The sequence below is a fragment of the uncultured Draconibacterium sp. genome (genome assembly GCF_913063105.1).
GTDB lineage: Bacteria > Bacteroidota > Bacteroidia > Bacteroidales > Prolixibacteraceae > Draconibacterium.
Genome location: NZ_CAJXYQ010000007.1, coordinates 1 through 17775, shown reverse-complemented (window position 1 = coordinate 17775; position 17775 = coordinate 1). Strand labels below are relative to the sequence as shown.

Below are 17775 nucleotides of genomic sequence, written 5' to 3'. Positions count from 1 at the left end.
TTTAAGCAGATGAAAGCCGTATGGAAAAACTTCACGCAAATAGTACCCCACAGGAGTGCTACTTTCATGCGATTCATTTGAAAACTTGAGATTTAAGGCACATGAAATTCATCATCAATAGAAAAATATTTATCAGTATGCTGTTTTTGGGATTAACCATGCTGGGTTACATCTCGTACAAGCAGCTGCCGGTAGAACTGATGCCCAATGCCGAACTGCCCATGCTTTTTGTTCAGGTGCAGTCGCGTATCGAGGTCGATCCAAGCTATATGGAAAACCAGGCGGTTATTCCCATTGAAGGAGCCATCGGAACCATGGAAGGCATTGAAGAAATGCAATCTTTCATTAATAATCGCTCGGCCTCCATACAGGTTAATTTTAAACAGAATGTAAACTTTAAATACACCTTTTTAAAACTGCAGGAAAAGGTGGATCTGGTTACTGCCGATCTTGATGATAACTTTATTGTTACTGTTAATCGTGTTGATCTCGACCAGCTTACCAATCAGTTTATGGAGCTGCAGATTAGGGGAAGCGGCGGAGTAGACCGTGTGCGTAATATCGTTGACCAGGAAATTACAGCCGAAATGGAAAACATTGACGGTGTTGCATCGGTAAATGTTTTTGGTGGAAAAGAACGGTCGATAGAAGTTACCTACAATGCAGCAGCATGCGAAGCTTATGGCATTACTCCGGCACAAATACAAAGTGCCATATCCGCTAATTCAAGCAACCGCACCTTTACGGGGTATTTACACGATGCCCAAAAGCAGTATTTTGTTCATGTTACAGCCGAGTACGATAAAGTTTCTGATATCGAAAATATTGTGGTTGCCGAAGGGCCGATTTACCTGAAAGATGTGGCCAGTGTTTTTTATGGCGTAAAGGAAGAAACATCGCTAAGCCGGGTTAACGGCCTTGATGCCGTTTCGATGATGCTGGTTAGTGATTCGCAGGCTAATCTTATTGATTTGTCGCACAAAGTGCAGGACGAAATATTGGCTCTTAATAAAAAACTGGCTGCAAAAGATGTGCAGATTGTGGTACAAACCAACCTCGCCGAAACCATGGAAAAGAATATCGATCAGATAATTGACCTGGCCCTGGTAGGAGGTTTGCTGGCTATTTTTGTACTTTGGATGTTTCTTAAAAATCTGCGCATTGTTTCGTTTATCGCACTGGCTATTCCTATTTCTGTTTTTACTGCATTTAATCTGTTTTATGCCTTCAATATCTCCTTAAACAGTTTAACACTGGTTGGACTGGTGCTGGCCATTGGTATGTTGTTGGATAACAGTATTGTTGTGCTCGAAAATATATACCGGCTTTCGGGTAATAAAATGGCGCCTGATGTTGCCGTAACGCAGGGAACCAAAGAGGTTTGGCGTTCAATTGTTGCTGCAACGCTTACCACTGTTACTGTTTTTCTGCCCTTTGTTTTTTCAACCGATTATATGGTTAAGCTTTTAGGAAATCATGTGGGCGTGTCAATTATTTCCACCTTGCTGGTGTCCTTGTTTGTAGCCCTGTTGCTTATTCCAATGGCAGCTCATTTGCTGTTACGCAAAAAAAAGCAGCACAACATCTTTTACGAAAAGGTGACTACCAACAACCGCATCATTCAAATCTATATTTTACTGTTAAAAGCCAGTATGCGTGTGCCCGCCCGTACTATTATCGGTGCACTGGTTTTTTTCTTTTTAACCGTATTTATTGTACTGGCCATTAGTGTTACCAACCTGCAGGAAGTTGAAGAAGAACAATTCTCGATATACGTAACCATGCCAACCGGTGCCACACTTGATGCTACCGACAAGGTAGTTGCCGATGTGGAAAGCCGGCTTGAAGATATTGCCGAAAAGCAGGATTTAACCGCAAATATTGAGGCCGAGGAAGCCATCCTTACATTTATTCTTCGTGAGGATTATAAAGATATTGACAAGCGTACCATCGCTGAAATTAAAAAAGATGTTGAAGACCGGATTGACGATATATCGCAAGGCGAGGTAAGCCTTGAAGCTCCAACCTCAAGTTCCAGCTTTCGTGGCGGTGGCGGCGGTGGCGGACGCTCAGGTACACAAGGGTTCCAGCAATTTATGGGAATTGGTTCAAACCAGGAGCGAATTGTTATAAAAGGCGAAAATTTTGGCGTGATGAAAGATGTTGCCGAAGATCTTTTGTACTACATTGAGGACCTGGAAACAATCAGACGCGCAAGTGTAAATGTGTCGAACAACCGCCCCGAAGTGCATCTTTACTTTAACCAGATGTTGCTTACCGAGTATGGAATAAATTTGCAAAATATTGTATCGGAGCTTGGTACCTTTACCCGCGAATTTACTTCAGGAGTGAACTTTAAACAAGGAACAGAAGAGTATGAAATTGTTATAAAAGAACAATTACCAGAAGGGGTTGAAGAAGAAGAGAACGACAAAGGTATTGAAGACTTGCGCCGTTTGCAGGTTAGTAACGGACAGGGCGCCACCTACGATATGGACGAGCTGGCCGATATGGTGTATGCCGAGGGAATGGCAAGCATAACGCGTGTAAACCAGGAGAAACAAATTGAACTTACTTACAGTTTTGTTGATGAAGCCAGCGACTCGAAAGAATTGCTTGAAGCTTACCGGCTTGAAATTGATGATATTATCGGGTCGTACAAACTGCCATCAGGGGTTGCCGTTGAAGTAATTCACGAGGAAGACCAGTATGCCGAATTTAAGTTTCTGATTGCAGCTGCTTTTATTCTTATTTTAATGATTTTGGCCTCGGTTTTCGAATCGGTTTCAACACCATTTGTTCTTATCTTTTCAATTCCACTGGCTGCTGTTGGGTCGTTTCTGGCGCTTATTTTCACCGGAAACAGCCTGTTTAATGCCAATACCATAATGGGTTTTATTATCCTTATTGGCGTAGTGGTTAACAACGGTATTATTCTCATCGATTTTACCAATATTCTCCGAAAACGGGGCTTCCGAAAATCAAGAGCATTAATGACCGCCGGACTCTCGCGTGTGCGACCCATTTTAATTACCGCCATAACAACTATTGTTGCCTTGTTCCCGCTGGCAATGGGGCAGGCCGAATATGTTGGTGCCATTGGTGCCCCCTTTGCCATTACCGTGGTTGGAGGCCTGGCGCTAAGTACCTTGCTAACTTTAATTTTTATTCCAACATTATATGCCGGTTTAGAGAATGCGCTCGATTGGATAAAATCGTTACACATTGGCATAAAAATAGGCATGCTAACGGTGTTTGTGCTGGGAGCCCTTTTTATTTACCTTAAGGTAGATAGCTTTGTGTGGCAATTGCTCGATTTTGTTTTGCTTATCATTCTTGTGCCAGGTGTTGTGGCCTTTACAATGACCAGTTTACGCCAGGCCAACGAAAAAGTGATTGACGAAAACGAACCCATCCGCATAAAAATACGGAAGCTGGTAAAAGTATACGACCGCGACTCGCGTTTTGTGCGCGAATGGAAATCGGGAATAAAAATACGTGAGCGTGCCGGCTTAACTAAAGATTATACAAAGTGGCGCGACTTTTCCGACCTGGTATGGCAGCTGCCCTTGTTTGTTTTTGTGGTGTATTTTACGTTCATCTACCTCGAAAATCATTTCTGGATGTGGGTGCTGTCGCACTTGGTATTCTTTTTCGTTTTTTTACTCCGCATTCCGCTAAACCAGGTTCTAATTAATAAAAACCAAAGTTCCGGTAAAACCATTTATCTGAAATTGAACAGGTGGATTTATAACGTGCTGTTTTGGGTGGTTCCCTTGGTGTTTTTATACATTTTTTACACCGAGTGGGGTAACCTGGGAATGGTAATTTTTATTGCTATCATCTGGTATTTGTTGTTGGTTTTTTATGCAACGGCCGAATATATTCATAAAAAGGATGTAAACATTGCACGAATTCAGGGGCGCTTAGGAGCATTACGGCGTGGATATTTTAATATGGTTCGGCAAATTCCGGTAATCGGCAAACGCAAAAAACCATTCAGGGCACTTAACGGTGTTTCGCTTGAAATAAAAACCGGAATGTTTGGTTTACTGGGGCCCAATGGTGCCGGTAAATCTACCATGATGCGGATTATTACCGGTGTGCTCGAACAGAGTTACGGAAAGATTTGGATTAACGGATTGGATACACAGAAATACCGCGAAGAGTTGCAGGGACTTATTGGCTATTTGCCACAGGCTTTTGGAACCTACGAAAATATGTCGGCATGGGAATTTCTTGATTACCAGGCTATACTTAAAGGTATAAAAGACACGAAAGTAAGAGAGGAGCGTCTTGAATATGTACTGAAAAATGTGCACATGTGGGAACGCAGGAACGATAAAATCGGAGCTTTTTCAGGAGGGATGAAACAACGCATCGGTATTGCCCAGATATTATTAAATCTTCCGCGAATTCTGGTGGTGGACGAACCCACGGCTGGGCTTGATCCGCGCGAGCGTATTCGTTTCAGAAACTTGTTGGTTGAGCTGAGCCGCGAACGGATTGTAATTTTCTCAACACATATTATTGAAGATATTTCGAGCTCGTGTAACCAGGTAGCGGTAATTAACAGGGGTAACCTAAAATACTTTGGTACACCAAACGAAATGGTAACAATGGGCAATGGTTTTGTTTGGCAGTTTTCGGTACCTGCCAAAGAATTCGATGCGATGGCAAACAAACAGATGATTGTTCATCATATGCGCGATGGCGATAGTATAAAAGTACGCTGTTTAGCAAAAGAAAAACCGGCCCCCGATGCGCTTTGTGTGTCGCCACACCTCGAGGATGCTTATTTGTGCTTATTAAAAGACTTTGCTTAATTAACATGAAACTAAATTTCAATATAAAAAACAAGCTGTTCATTTTGATAAAAATGATACGGTACAATTTAAGAATCATATTTGCCAACCGGTTTATCTGGTTTTTAATTGCGGCACTTGCTTTTTTCCTGTTTTTTGCTGTGCAGGTGGTGTTAAACGGAGAAGCCATGTCGGAAGATGTTGTATACAACCTTTTAATTTTTCCGGGAATACTGCTAATTTTTTACCCATCGGTATTTGGCATACAAAACGACGATGATTCGCGCATGCTTGAAATTTTGTTTGGAATACCCAATTACAGGTACAAAGTGTGGTTGGTACGATTGCTTATGATTTATACCCTTGTGTTTTTTATTATCCTGCTTTTTGCCGTATTGGCCTCGGTGCTGCTCTACAAGGTAAACCTGTTCGAGATGGCGTACCAGTTAATCTATCCAATAATTTTCTTGGGGTCGATGGCTTTCATGTTTTCTACCATTATAAAAAACGGTAACGGAACAGCAGTAGCTATGGTGCTTATTGGCGTTGCCTTGCTTATTCTGCGCGAAGATTTAATGGAAGGTACACAATGGGATATTTTTCTAAATCCTTTTGATATTCCTAATAACCTGAATGAAGTAATTTGGGCAGGAATCATTCGTAAGAACCGCATTTTTATGGCAATAGGTACATTGGTTTTTGTGTTGTACGGCCTTTTTAACTTGCAGAAACGCGAAAAGTTTGTGTAAACGCACCCCATAATGATGGCACCGCTGTAATTGCCAAAAACTCTTAACTTTGCACCGCAATTTTTAAAACTTTACGCATAGGCAATGGAAAGAAGAGATGTAGAAATAATGGCGCCGGTTGGGTCGTACGAATCGTTAATGGCGGCCATTCAGGGAGGAGCAGGGTCGGTTTATTTTGGTGTTGAAAACCTGAATATGCGTTCGCGCTCGTCCAATAACTTTAATCTCGACGACCTTCGTAAAATTGTAAAAATTGCTACAGAGAATAAGGTAAAAACTTACCTTACCATGAACGTGGAAATTTTTGATGGCGAACTGGATAAAATGCACGAAGTTATTAATGCGGCAAAAGAAGCTGGCGTTTCTGCAGTTATCGCTGCCGATGTCTCGGTCATTCAGTATGCCCGTTCGGTTAACCTTGAAGTTCATATTTCAACGCAGGTAAACATTACCAATATCGAGGCTGTAAAATTCTATTCAAATTTTGCCGATGTGGTGGTGCTGGCGCGCGAAATGAACCTTGGCCGCGTTTGGGAAATCAGCGACCAGATTAAAAAGCAAAATATTACCGGGCCAAACGGTGAACTGATGAAAATTGAAATGTTTGTTCATGGTGCTTTGTGTATGGCAACCAGCGGTAAATGTTACCTTAGTTTGCACGAAATGAACTCATCGGCCAACCGTGGCGCCTGTTTACAAACCTGCCGAAGAGCCTATACCGTAACCGATAAAGAAACCGGTGCCGAACTGGAAATTGATAACGAATACATTATGTCGCCAAAGGATTTGAAAACCATTCATTTCCTGAATAAAATACTTGATGCAGGTGTTTCGGTTTTAAAAATTGAAGGACGTGCACGTTCTCCCGAATATGTAAAAACAGTGGCGCAGTGCTACCGCGAGGCGGTTGATGCTTACTTCGACGAAACCTTTAGCAACGAAAAAATTGAAGACTGGAATGAACGCTTGTCGAGTGTTTTTAACCGTGGTTTTTGGGATGGCTACTACCTGGGGCAACGTCTTGGCGAGTGGAGTAAAAATTATGGTTCGCGGGCAACAAAAAGAAAGTTATATATTGGTAAATGCACCAATTATTTCAAAAAAATTGGAATTGCCGAATTTAAACTCGAAACCAGTAACTTAAAAGTTGGCGACGAAATAATAATTACCGGTCCTACAACGGGTGTATTTCAAACAAATGTTAATGAAATCCGTTTTGATTTGAAGCCTGTTGATGAAGGATTGAAAGGGCAACGAATATCAGTACCTATCAGTAATGTAACGCGGCGTGCAGACAAGCTTTTTAAGGTAGTAGATGCTTCAGAAGTTAAAGAAAGAAAATAGTTTTGCAGCGCTTTGTTTCTTTTTTTGATAAAAACAGCTTAACTTAAAGGCTGAAAGTCAAATAGATGGATGTAAGAAGAGTGATATTGTTGGTAGTACTGGTTTTTACTGTCAGCTTAGGCGTTAGCGGGCAGTTAATTGGTTTTCGTGTTGCTGCCAACTCGGGTCTCTTTATTTCTGAACTGGGTTCTTCAGACATTCCTCATCCCGATGCTTTGCTACAATCTCCCGCCACCAGCAGCGATAAATTTACACCCGAACTTTCTGTAGGTTTTGAGGGCGAGGTTTTATTTCAGGTCACAGAAAAAACCTATTTCGGGGTTGAACTCGATTATTCTCATTTTAAGGGTTATAACGATAATCCTCCGGTGTACAACTATTTTCTTACGCCGTATTTTCAGCATTATCAAGATGAATTTATCATCTCTCCGGTTGCCTACAACACCCGCTTGTTTAACCTGGCTGTAAATTATAAATACTTTTTTATTCCCGAAAAACAGTTTACGCCTTTTGTAAAACTTACAGGCGTTGTAGCTTTTGTAACAACCGATTTAACCTATCGGGAGCTGCCTGACCCTGAGCTTGAATGGGATATTTTGTATTCGCGAGGTACAAAAAACAGCGAGCAAGACAGTTGGCCTGCATTTCATATTGGGGGAGGAATTGGTTTCGATTATAAAATTAACAACCGAATGACTTTTCAGGTGGATGGAACCTGCACCGTGTTAAACTCTGGTATAATTGACGGGGTTCCAAATTTTACCTATTCGAGAGAAGAAGATATTGATTTGCTGAAATATAACAGACGCTTATCGTTAACAGCACAAATTAGTGCCGGGTTGGTTTACCTTATTGAGTTTGAAGATGGCAGAGGTAAAAGTGGAGGAGGAAGAACAGACCCGAATTTACCTTTTTACCGAAAAAAGAATTAGTGGCATAAAACAAGAAAGCGATGGAACAACCATCGCTTTCTTCTTGAAAGACAAACAACTAATTACCTTTTTAACTTTGTATCCAATGTATCAATCAACCCCTATAAGTCCCTTATTAAATACAAAGTCGTTTAAAGGTTACGGTTACTTATCCTTATTGTTTCAAAATAGTATTGTATTAACAAATTTTAACCGCCACCATAACCATATTCAGAGGGTACAAGTTTTAACTCCGGCATTATTACAGGGTCATAAAAACTTTTTCGAGCAGCGCTTTTGTGGCTATAACTCCTTCTCGTTCCGATATTTCATTGCCTTCAAACTCAATGCCAACAAAGCCTTTGTACCCCGAATTATGTACGATTTTCATTAGCTTATAGTAATCCATATTTGCTTCATCACCATTGGCATTAAAAACATTTGATTTTGCACTAACTCCTTTGGCATATGGCATTAATAGCTCCACGCCTTTGTAGCGGTCAAACTGCTCGCCGGTTTCGTAATTTGTGATAAAATTGCCGAAGTCGGGTAGTGTTCCAACCCGTTTATGATTAACCAGCTGCATTACCCCGGAAAGCCATTCACCATTGCTTGATAAGCCTCCGTGATTTTCAACTATTACATTTATTTTGTTTTTATCACCATACTCGCAAAGCATTCGCAAACCATCGGCTGCCAGTTTCTGTTGCTCTTCATATTTGCCACGGCTTCCGGCATTTACGCGTATTGAATGGCACCCCAGAAACGCTGCCGCATCCACCCATTTTTTGTGGTTATCAACGGTTTTTTCTCTTTCTTTCTTATCCGGATGGCCTACCATACCTTCTCCATCGCACATTATAAGTACGTTCTCCACCCCTTCTTCTTTGGTAATCTTTTTTAGCTCCGAGAGGTATTTTTCATCTTTGGCTTTGTCTTTAAAAAACTGGTTCACATATTCAACTCCTTCAATTCCTAGTTCCCTGGTTACTCGCGGAAAATCAAGATTAGTCATTTCTCCACCAAAAATGGCTTTGTGGAACGACCATTCGGCCAGCGAAATTTTGTAGCGCGACTTGTTTCCTCCCATGGCCAAAGCTGGCGATAATAGCATGGCTCCTGTTGCCGCTGCAGTTGTTGTTCGTAAAAAATTTCTGCGATTTGTATTCATGTTTTTTAATTTAGTTGGATAAGAGCAAATGTACTAATAATTTCCTGCTTGCTATAAAACAAACATGTGTTCTACATCTTCTTGATAAAAGTGAATTATTTAAGTACCTTGGATATTATTTAAACTTTTAATATTATGAATGAACAGGTTAATGAATATTTGGAAATGGCTTATGATTTGCTGATTACTTATGGATTAAAGGTAATTGCTGCCATTATTGTATTGATTTTGGGCTTGTGGGTAATTAAGATTATTACCCGCAGAACAGCTAAGGTGATGGAAAAACGCGACATCAATGTTTCGGTGCGCGGATTTTTACGCAGCCTTATAAACATCCTTTTAAAGGTGATGTTACTCATTAGTATTGCAAAAATGGTAGGTATAGAAACTACCTCGTTTATTGCCGTACTTGGTGCTGCCGGTTTGGCGGTTGGTATGGCTTTGCAGGGAACGCTTTCTAATTTTGCCGGTGGCGTGATGATTTTAATTTTTAAACCATTTAAGGTTGGCGACCTTATTGTTTCGCAAGGGCATCTGGGAACAGTAAAAGAGATACATATTTTTGTGACCATACTTTTAACACCCGAGAACAAAACGGTGATATTGCCTAATGCAGCTGTATCGAGCAACGATATTGTAAATTATACTACTGAAGGAGTTATACGAGTTGATATGGATTTTGGTATTTCCTATGACTCGGATATAAAAAAGGCGAAGAATGTGCTGATGAAGATTATTGAGAATCATCCGAGTGTGTTAAAAGACCCAGCTCCGTTTGTTGGTGTAAAAGGCCTGGGAGATAGTTCAATTGATTTGGCTGTGCGGCCTTATACGAAACCAACAGACTACTGGAAAGTATATTTTGAGGTTTATGAGGCTGGTAAAATAGCCCTTGATGAGGCTGGCATAACCATTCCATTCCCACAAATGGATGTGCATTTAAACAAGCTCGAAAAATAATAGATGTGCTGCAATAAAAAACTCCGGTGTTTAAACCGGAGTTTTTTTTATATGTATTTGTAGCGTTTAATATTTCGTTTTGGTGTTTTCTCAAACTCTTCAGAAACCAGCTCAATCCGGCTGACATTTTCATAGCGTGGTAATTCTGCATTGGCCTTTTTCCTGTTTTCTTCCATTATTTTATCGATTTCCTTCGTGTCTACATTATTGGTCTTCATAGCCTCGTAATCAGGATAAACCAAGGCAACTAATTTGTGTTCGCGGTCAACAACAACACATTCGGCAATGTAGTTTTGGTTGCACAATTTTGCTTCAATTTCTTCCGGGTAAATATTTTGCCCCGATGGTCCCAGCAGCATATTTTTTGATCGGCCCCGAATGTAAATAAAATCATTTTTATCTGTTACGCCCAGGTCGCCTGTTTTTAACCATCCATCTTCGGTAAATGCTGCCTTTGTTTCTTTCTCATTTTTATAATACCCAAGCATAACATTCTCGCCCTTAACCTGAATTTCGCCAACTACATTATAAGGATCTTCCGAATCTATCCGGACTTCCATTCGATCAACCAAACGGCCGGCAGATGAGGTCATCGTTTTATTCCAGGCTTCGTAACTTATCAGTGGCCCACATTCTGTCATGCCATAACCAATTGTAAAGGGGAAATTAATGCGTTTAAAGAATTTCTCAACATCGGCACTTAGTGGTGCTCCACCAATTACAATTTCAAAAAAGCGTCCGCCAAATGTATCAATCATTTTTGCACGAATTTTTTTTAGAATTACAGCTGAAAGCAGCGGTATTTTTAGCAATAATTTTACGCTTGGTTTTTCAATAGCCGGTAGTATTCTTTTCTTGTAAATCTTTTCAATCACTAAAGGTACTGACAGGATTAAATGCGGTTTAATCTCTCCAAAAGCCTTTGTAATTACTGCAGGTGATGGCATTTTACTTAAAAAGGTAATGTGGCAGCCAAGGCTCACAGGAAATAGAAACTCGAACAACAAACCATAAACATGTGCCATGGGTAAAAACGAAACAATTTTATTTCCAGCGCTTAAAGGCATATGTTCGCGGGCGTAAATAATATTCGACAATAAACTTCGTTCCGGAATCATTACTCCTTTTGTAAAACCTGAGGTTCCTGATGTGTATGAGATTATACACATTTCTTCTGGTGCCCATTCTTCAAAAGCGAATGCATCTTTACTGAGGGTGTTTTCTTTGTAATATTGAAATCCGTCGTTCAATTTATACTCAAGATTCGCGTCTTTTCCACTAAAAAAACTAAAATCCTCAAGCTGTATAATTGCTTCCAGTTTTTCAGAGAATGCCAAATCAATTTTATCCAAAAGACCGGCTGCCCCTATTACAATTTTAGATTCGGAATGATTGATAATATGATTTGTGTCGTTTTTATTAAAATCGGGAAGGATGGGAACAATTACCAGGCCTGCAGATATCGCCGATAAAAATGAAGCTGCCCAGTTTGATGAGTTACGGCCTAAAACAGCTATTTTATCTCCCCGTTTTAACCCGGCAAGCTGGTAAAATAAATGTAAAGACTTTATAGTTTTTGCAATGTCTTTGTAGTTGAAGTTGCCGCCTTCGAAATCTGAAAAAGCCATTTCATCCCAGTGCTGAGTAAAGGCTTCGGTATAAAGGCTTGCTAAAGTTTGATTACGCATAATACCCCCTTTTTAATGTTAGTAGGTTAAAAATACCATATTTGCCGGGATATTAAGCAGCCAGCCTAAAATTTTGAGCGCACTGAAGATTGGTAAGAAAACAGGAAAGATGATTCAGCTTGTTAATTGCCAGACCATCAACCGCGTGTTTGCAATAAAAAAGCCAACCTCTGTAGGAGAGGTTGGCTTATAGTTCCTTGTTTTGCTTTTCTTTTGATTTAACTATTAGTATTGCTTTCAGGGACAGTAAAGGACAGTTTGTGTTTGTCAATAGTTAAAACCGCGGTAGTTTAACTTTTTTACGCAATAACAAGGATTGAAATGTGGGGAGGTAATTTCTTCTTGTTTTTATATGGACAGTATGAAAAGAACCGTTTTTTAATTACAGTTCAATATTAGGAATTATAAATGAAAAAATTTTGGCTAATGTATAAACGGTAGGTTCTAATGTATAAGCGGTAGGTTCTGGTGTATAAACGGTAAAATTGTTTATTCAACAATTGGAAGCAAAAGTGTAATTTTGGCACCTGGATTTGTCTTTCCGGGGAATAGTTCTTCATAATTGAGTTGTGTTTTAACCCGATATTTTTCGCCAATTAATTGAATTCGTTTGTTGGTGAGACTCGAAGCCAGATTCAGGTGATCCTTTGATTTGGAAAAAGCTTTTGACCTTTCAAATCCAATACCATTGTCTTCAACTATAACTTCCACGCTTTCTTCATTAATATAATTAAATCGAACCGTAATGTTGCCCCCTTCAGTAAGTTGCGAAATACCATGCCAAATTGCATTCTCAACAAAGGGTTGAACAATCATCGATGGGATAGAATACTCATCTTCTTCAAGGCGTTCATCCACAAGTATGTGGAAATCAAATCGATTTTCAAGTCTTGATTGTTCCAGTTTGATATAGTTACGCAAGCGGTCAACTTCATCATCAAGCGGAACTGAATTAGACTTTATTGAATTCATCGTTTGGCGTATTAAGCGGGCAAAGTTTGACAGGTAGGTGCCTGCTTCCTCTGCTTTGTTTTGTAAAAGGAACTTCTGTATCGACCCCAGAGAATTGAATATAAAATGTGGATTCATCATGGATTGAAGTGCACGGTTTTCGAGAGTAACCAACTGGTAGTCTTTCTCCCGGTTTATTAACTGACGTCGATAATAAGCTCTTATTACAAGAAACCCCAAACCAAGCAGAATTAAAACAATGAAAATTTTTGTTATTAAGAGTTGAAAAAAGGTTGGCTCAATCAGAATAGGAAGTTCAATAACTTCGCTGTATGCTTCAAGGTTTTTTCTCGATTTTAGCTTAAAAGTATAGTTGCCCGGTTTTAAGTTGAGGTAGGCTACCTGTGTTTCGGTTCCGGTAACCCAGGTGTTATTTACGCCTTCAAGCATATAGGCGTAGTTTGATGGGGTAGAGGAGAAATTCAGGCTTGAGAATTCAATATTTAAGCGGTCTTTATTCTTGTAAACTACCCTTTGGTTGGTGAAATCAAAAGGCTTGTTATCAATTAGCACTTGCGAGAAATATGGTTGGGTTGGAAATGGAACCTCATTTACACATGCATCAAAAGGTATAAGGGTTAATCCATCGTCGGAGGCCACATATAGAATATCATTCTGGCAGTGCACATCGTTAATGTTATTAAATTCAATATTCAAATGGTTGATCTTTGTCTCTTTACCATTAGTAATAGCTAGCGGGTTAGAAATAAAGTAGATGGTTTTTACGGTAAAAAGAAATAAGGTATTCTTGTAGTAAATTATATTCCTGAGATTTTGATCAAATTGTTCTTCCAGATTGTTTAAGAAAGGATACAACTTGTTATCCGTTATTATAACAAGCCGGTTCGAATCATTGTCAATAATATACAAAACTTCTGAATCATCATTAATGCTAACATTTGCAGCAATGCGAACATCAAGGAGTTGGTCATACACAGGATCGATGTGTGTTTTACCCTGATTGAATATAAAATTAGTACTGGTATTTACTACTAAATTGCTGTCTTTATTAAAAAACATATTTCTTATTCGCCGGTTTTTAGTACTGTAAGTAGTGGTTGTGTCGTTGTTGTTAAAATCAGTAATAAAAAAATTGTCGTTTAGGTAGTAACCGGCATATCTTTCATTTGGGGCCACCACATATTTTAAGCAATGCTGTTCGCTTATCGTTATCTCGCCGTAAGTTAAAGTGTTGCTACTGTTATCAACATAAACATTTTTAATAAAATGTAAAGGTGTATTTGTGCCACTTGCCAACAGGGTGTTATTTTTTAAGTGATACAAGTTGTCAAGTATTTTCCCTTGAAGTGTTAATTTTTGGTTTCCAATTTCGTCTTTTTTTAAAGAATAAATTGATTCACCATTTGTTAACCAAAGGTAATCCTGGTTTGATGGAGCAATCCCCCGAATTCCTTTGTTGTCAAAATTATCTGTGCCCAAAGTCTTATATTTAATAATATCAGTACTTATCTTAAAAATTCCATAAGTACTCGAACTTGTCCAGATGTTGTTTTGGTCGTCGGCAACCAAATTTTGAATTTTCTCGAGTGGTTGATGAAGGATGAGGCTATCGTTTTCAAAACAAAAAAGGCCGTTATCAAATGTTGAAACCCAAATAAAATTATCCTTTACAATAATATCATTTACTGATTTCGAGTTGGTTTTTATATAGTTTCGTACCACCATTTTTGCATTCCGAAACAAATGGATATTTCCTTCTAGGTCGCAAACGTAGGAGAAACCGTCAGCTTGGGCGATGGCTTTACTAACCGTAAAGTCTAAGGGGTAAATGGCTGCTATATTATCAGTAGAATTTTTCTCAACAATTCTGTTGTGCTCCCAATACAGCAGGTTGTTATTGGATGCTTTACTGATGGAGAACAAAACAGTTCCCGGCTGATTGGATGAAGTGAAGTCGATATATTTTGTGCCTTTTACAACACTAACCTCGGCATTTCCGGTAAACAGATATATGGAAGAATCGTTATCCTGGTAAAAATCGTGGTAGTAGAAATTTGATTTTATTTCAGCCAGAAATGGGGCATTATTTTCATTATAAATTTGATTCTTAAAAAAGTAATTCACCGATCCGTCATTATTTAAAAACCAAATCCTACCTTCCATATCCTCTTTCATCCGGATTGTAGCATTGTAGCTAAGCCCATCTTTAACGGTAAAGCGGGTGAATCCTGCTCCATCAAAACGAACAATACCAACATCGGTGCCAACCCAAATAAAGCCACTTTTATCTTTTAAAATACAATGGCAACGGTTTGAAGGTAACCCATCGGCAATAGTGTAATTGGATATAAAAGGATTTTGCCCAAAAACAAACTGCGTGAGTGATACAATAAGAATTGATATCAGAAGGCTTTTTTTCACTAATCGATTGATTTTGAATAATTGTCTACCGCATCTTTAAATTCGTTGTATTTTCTACGCGATATGGCCAGTTGCGTGTTATCGTCTAAGATAGCAAAACTTCCTTCTAAACTCGAAAATCCTCGTAAGTAATGAATATTTAGTAAAGTAGATTTATGAATGCGGACAAATATGGATGGATCAAGAATCTTTTCAAACTCACCTACCGGCTTGCTTGATATTATTTTGTCCAATCCGGAAATGTGAATTACGCTGTAGTTTCCGTCGGCTTCAATGTATTTAATTTTTTCTACTTCAAGTATGTGGAAGCCAAACTTTTCCAGAATGGTAATTTTCGGAGCATACTCAACACCATCTTTGGCCTGGCGTGCCAGGTTGTTTAGCGATTCGCCATATGTTTTTTGTATTTGCTTATTTTGACGACGCAAATCGAGATGAGAGGACGCTTTTTCAACCGCATCTTCAAGTTCTTCCGGGTCAATTGGCTTCAATAAATAATCGATTGCATTTGTTTTTATGGCACGCAGGGCATATTCTTCATAGGCAGTGGTGAAAATTATGGCATAATCTTCTTTGGGTATGGAATCAAGAAATTCGAAACCATTTTCGCCCGGCATGGAAATGTCTAAAAAGATTAAATGAATATCCCATTTCATAAGTAATTCGCGTCCCTTACCGGCAGAGTTTGCTACTCCACAAAGGTTAACTTCCGGGCAATTACGCTGAAGCAAAATTTTCAGGGCTTCCTGCACATTTGCTTCGTCGTCTATAATTATGGCGTTGTATGTAGTCATCGTAACAAAGATAAAACATATAGGAAAAAAACAGGAGTAAATGTTTAAACGGTAGGTCCTGTTGTATAAACGGTAGGTTCTGGTGTATAAACGGTAATTTTTTGTTTTGTAAATTAACTTGTTTTGGTTTCAATTTTAAAAGTATCTAAAAATGGCAGATTATTGTTTTTGTTTAAACTTAAAAAGTTTTAAGCATCGAACGAATGGGCAAGATTAAACCTTTTTGGATTTTGGCGGTCAGAGTTTATGATTTCAATTAAATAGCATTTAAATAGTTTTTCATAAGTTTGGTTTAATAGTTTTAGAGCGAATCCGTTTCCCGGTTTCGCTTTTTTCTTACACTACATACCGAAAAATGCTATAATATAGTTGTCCTGGCTCATCTCCCGGCAGCCATTAATTTTATTTCAACATTTATTCTTGGCTCATTCAATACAATAAGTTGCTTGCCAGGCTAAAATTTTACTTTAGGGAGCTTAAGATCAGACATTAAAAATTGAAGCTACACCTGCTGAAGTTAAAACCTGGGGCACGGAGGTTGAACCTGCAGCTTAAGAACATTAAAATACAGCTTCAGAAGATAAAACAACACCTTCCGATCTTTAAATTTTAACTGATGAACCTTAAAATATAACTTCGAAAGCTTAAACAGTAGCTTCCGAAGCCCAAAGAGCACCTTCCGAAGCTTAAACAGTAGCTTCCGAAGCCCAAAATTGACCTTCAGAAGCTCAAACAATACCTTCCGAAGCCCAAAATTGACCTTCAGAAGGAAAATGAGTAATTGTTTAATGTAAAGAATAGTTATAAATAATAGATGATTAGATCGTATTCCTGTTTAACCCGTGGTAAATTCATCAGTGTACCGGAATTATTTGCCTTTGATCTTGAATAAAAGGTGGAAAGTTTGTTTTTGAAAGTAAAAATTAACACAAATTAACAAAAGCCTGAAGCTCGTTTATAATTGACCTGTGTAGTAATAGGCGTGATAGTGTTTGATAAAAAGAAATAAAAATTAAACAAAAATCATTTTTGTTTTTTATAGTGGTAAAGAAAGCAGTAACAATTTGAAATTTAACACTGGAAAACATGAAAACAATTGGAACATTAATGACTTTGATTTTGGTAGCTGTTGGGTTGAATGTAGCGTCAGCCTCAGGTAATCTGAAAGTAAATTTTGAATCGAGCAATGCCGATTTAACTGTCGTAAAAATCTCGAACGCCCAAATGAGTAACTTTGAAATTGAAGTTACCGATGCTGAAGGAAGAGACCTGTACAGTATGAAAACAAGGGCACCACTGGCCCAGCTCAATAAACGTTATGATTTTTCGAATTTGGAGGAAGGCGTTTATTATTATCGCGTTAAAATAGATAACGAAGAAGTTAGAAAGCGTTTGGCGGTTGAGGATGGCGTTGTAAATGTGGAGAGCATTCGAAAATCAGTCGAGCCCTATTTTATTCATGATGAAAATATGCTGAGGTTTACCTTCCTGAATTATCAGATGGAAGATGTTAAAGTGTATGTTTACGATTCGTCGCGTGAACTGCTGGCAGAAGCAGATTTAGGAAATGATTTTTCCATTCAAAGAGCGATACCAATCAAGGAACTGCGCAAAGGAAACTACAGTGTAGTTATTTCGAACGATGAAGATGTATTTGAATATGATTTTACCTTGTAAAAACAAGGCATTTTAGATAGTTTAGTTTAGGGAATGCGATTCGGTAACGGATCGCATTTTTTTTTGCGTGAAATGTTTCGTTTAATCAGGAAGTCTGTCTGTTGCAATAAAATAAAAGCCGGTCCCAAACGGAACCGGCTTCGTATCTTATATCAGAATTCTAATATTCTATTATTCCAATAATCTAATCTTCCTTGTAGGCTTCAATCAAAATCTCAAGGATTTTTTTACCTGCACCTGCAACGCTGGTACCCGGGCCAAAAATGGCAACTGCACCTGCATC

10 protein-coding genes are annotated in these 17775 nt (G+C 38.8%); 6 read left to right on the top strand and 4 right to left on the bottom strand.

The genetic code is table 11. The features are described 5' to 3' along the window. The first annotated feature begins 101 nt into the window (after positions 1-101). From QZ574_RS08665 to QZ574_RS08650, 4 genes are all read left to right on the top strand, one after another. Positions 102-4826 carry an efflux RND transporter permease subunit gene (locus QZ574_RS08665; protein ID WP_297088869.1) on the top strand — a complete coding sequence of 1575 codons (4725 nt, stop codon included), beginning with the start codon at positions 102-104 and terminating at the stop codon, positions 4824-4826. A 53-nt stretch (positions 4827-4879) separates the two neighbouring features. Further along, positions 4880-5554 carry a hypothetical protein gene (locus QZ574_RS08660; RefSeq protein ID WP_297088867.1) on the top strand — a complete coding sequence of 225 codons (675 nt, stop codon included), beginning with the start codon at positions 4880-4882 and terminating at the stop codon, positions 5552-5554. An 84-nt stretch (positions 5555-5638) separates the two neighbouring features. Beyond that, entirely contained in the window at positions 5639-6898 is a 1260-nt protein-coding gene (locus QZ574_RS08655) for a peptidase U32 family protein (protein ID WP_297088865.1), read from the top strand. 65 nt (positions 6899-6963) lie between these two features. Continuing rightward, entirely contained in the window at positions 6964-7830 is an 867-nt protein-coding gene (locus QZ574_RS08650; protein WP_297088863.1) for a hypothetical protein, read from the top strand. A gap of 241 nt (positions 7831-8071) precedes the next feature. On the opposite strand, the gene QZ574_RS08645 is transcribed toward QZ574_RS08650, so the two are convergent. After that, positions 8072-8980: a sugar phosphate isomerase/epimerase family protein gene (locus QZ574_RS08645; protein ID WP_297088861.1), complete on the bottom strand. Its 909-nt coding sequence runs from the start codon at positions 8978-8980 to the stop codon at positions 8072-8074. A gap of 135 nt (positions 8981-9115) precedes the next feature. On the opposite strand from QZ574_RS08645, the gene QZ574_RS08640 reads away from it, so the two are divergent. Next, the gene (locus QZ574_RS08640; RefSeq protein WP_297088859.1) at positions 9116-9940 is read left to right on the top strand and encodes a mechanosensitive ion channel domain-containing protein; all 825 of its coding nucleotides are present in this window, start codon (positions 9116-9118) and stop codon (positions 9938-9940) included. Between the two features lie 47 nt (positions 9941-9987). Here the strand turns inward: QZ574_RS08640 and QZ574_RS08635 are convergent, their stop codons facing one another. The 3 genes from QZ574_RS08635 to QZ574_RS08625 all read right to left on the bottom strand — a co-directional run bounded on the left by QZ574_RS08635 (position 9988) and on the right by QZ574_RS08625 (position 15815). Next, positions 9988-11628 carry an AMP-binding protein gene (locus QZ574_RS08635; RefSeq protein ID WP_297088858.1) on the bottom strand — a complete coding sequence of 547 codons (1641 nt, stop codon included), beginning with the start codon at positions 11626-11628 and terminating at the stop codon, positions 9988-9990. Positions 11629-12117: 489 nt separating this feature from the next. Then, the gene (locus tag QZ574_RS08630) at positions 12118-15021 is read right to left on the bottom strand and encodes a sensor histidine kinase (protein ID WP_297088856.1); all 2904 of its coding nucleotides are present in this window, start codon (positions 15019-15021) and stop codon (positions 12118-12120) included. Then, positions 15021-15815, bottom strand: a complete 795-nt coding sequence (locus QZ574_RS08625) for a LytTR family DNA-binding domain-containing protein (RefSeq protein WP_297088854.1) — start codon at positions 15813-15815, stop codon at positions 15021-15023. Before QZ574_RS08625 ends, QZ574_RS08630 begins: the two co-directional genes overlap by 1 nt. Positions 15816-16901: 1086 nt before the next feature. Here QZ574_RS08625 and QZ574_RS08620 point away from each other — a divergent pair. Further along, the gene (locus tag QZ574_RS08620; protein ID WP_297088852.1) at positions 16902-17492 is read left to right on the top strand and encodes a T9SS type A sorting domain-containing protein; all 591 of its coding nucleotides are present in this window, start codon (positions 16902-16904) and stop codon (positions 17490-17492) included. Positions 17493-17775 lie beyond the last annotated feature (283 nt).